A 1,270-nucleotide genomic window follows, 5' to 3' on the forward strand; every position below is an offset into this window, starting at 1 on the left:
TGTCGCACAATCTTTGTGCGGTATTGCCTTTATTATACCATATTTTCTGCGGTTTGAAAAGGTATCCTGAAAATTTTCCTGCAAATCTGCCAGATTTTCTGAATTGACAATTCCCAGAAAACTGGGTAGGATAGAAATAGAGCATAGATCGCACTGTACAAAGGGCAATACGGTGTTGCACATGTTCTGAAATCATGCATTGCGGCATATACTGCACTATGCCGTATAAAACATGACGTAAAAACAGGAGGTCTTTATGCAACGATTTTATCGCCTTTTCGCCGCTGCCCTGACCGCAGCGGTTCTCTTTCCCGGCTGTTCCACGCCGACGACTGCGGAGGAATTTGCTTCCGGCGGCAGTGCGGCACAGCCGGCAATTGCCGCCTATGAATCGTGGATGCAGTTTGCTTCGCCGGACACCCACACGCCGGCAATCGATACAGACGGCTGTCTGAATTACGCCCTCGCCAAAATGAGCGTCCGCTATCACTTGCCGGTTTCCGGCGTGGACCTGCTCTCGGATTCCTATACCTATTACACCGCCTTTACCAACCAGCTCCTTTCCGGCAGCGGCACCAAAATGGATCAGGTAGCAGATGCCTATTCGGCATACCTGACCCGAGAAGAAACTGTCTGGCTGTCCGGCAGCACGGAAGAACGCATGGAACAGGCATACACAGTCTGTGCAGAAAATAGTTCCAATGCCGGTTGGTGCTGCATTTTGCAAATGACGACCGCCTCCGGCAGCGACCACTATGTACTGGCAGATTATGCAGACACCACGCAAAAACGCCTGTATCTGCTGGACTCCGGCTCGTGGTATGTGGAGTATCTGGGCGATGCAAAGACATTGGAAAAGGGCTACTTCGTCACAGCAGTTCACCCGTTTCAGATACAGAAAATGGCGGGGGATCTGGACGGCGATTTTCAGCTGACCAGTGCTGATGTGGAATTGCTGATGCAGAACCGCATAGCAGATTCGCTGGTTGCCGATGCCAATTTTGACGGTACTATGGATTCCGCCGATGCGGTCTATCTGGCACATGTGGTACAGTACACCCATGATTTTCAGATGCAGTGTGCCATGCAAACCAATGTGCCGGTAGCGACTGCCACACGAGAGCCGGCGACAAAGCAGCCGGTTTCTTCGCCGTGGAACGGGCAGATCTTTCAGAAACAACTAATGCCCTAACAAGCAAAAGCCTGTCTGCACCTAATGGCACGGACAGGCTTTTCTGTTGTCTTTAGGCAATACCGCACAAAGAGCGTC

Annotated in this window: 1 protein-coding gene; it reads left to right on the plus strand. The window is 51.3% G+C overall.

Features of this window, described 5'->3' with window-relative positions; all coding sequences use genetic code 11:
- The first annotated feature begins 256 nt into the window (after positions 1-256).
- Complete coding sequence (locus tag RUMCAL_RS09080; RefSeq protein ID WP_021682468.1) at positions 257-1,192, plus strand: hypothetical protein; 936 nt, start codon at positions 257-259, stop codon at positions 1,190-1,192.
- The last annotated feature ends 78 nt before the right edge of the window (positions 1,193-1,270 follow it).

The sequence above is a fragment of the Ruminococcus callidus ATCC 27760 genome, from assembly GCF_000468015.1.
Classification (GTDB): Bacteria; Bacillota; Clostridia; order Oscillospirales; family Ruminococcaceae; genus Ruminococcus_C; species Ruminococcus_C callidus.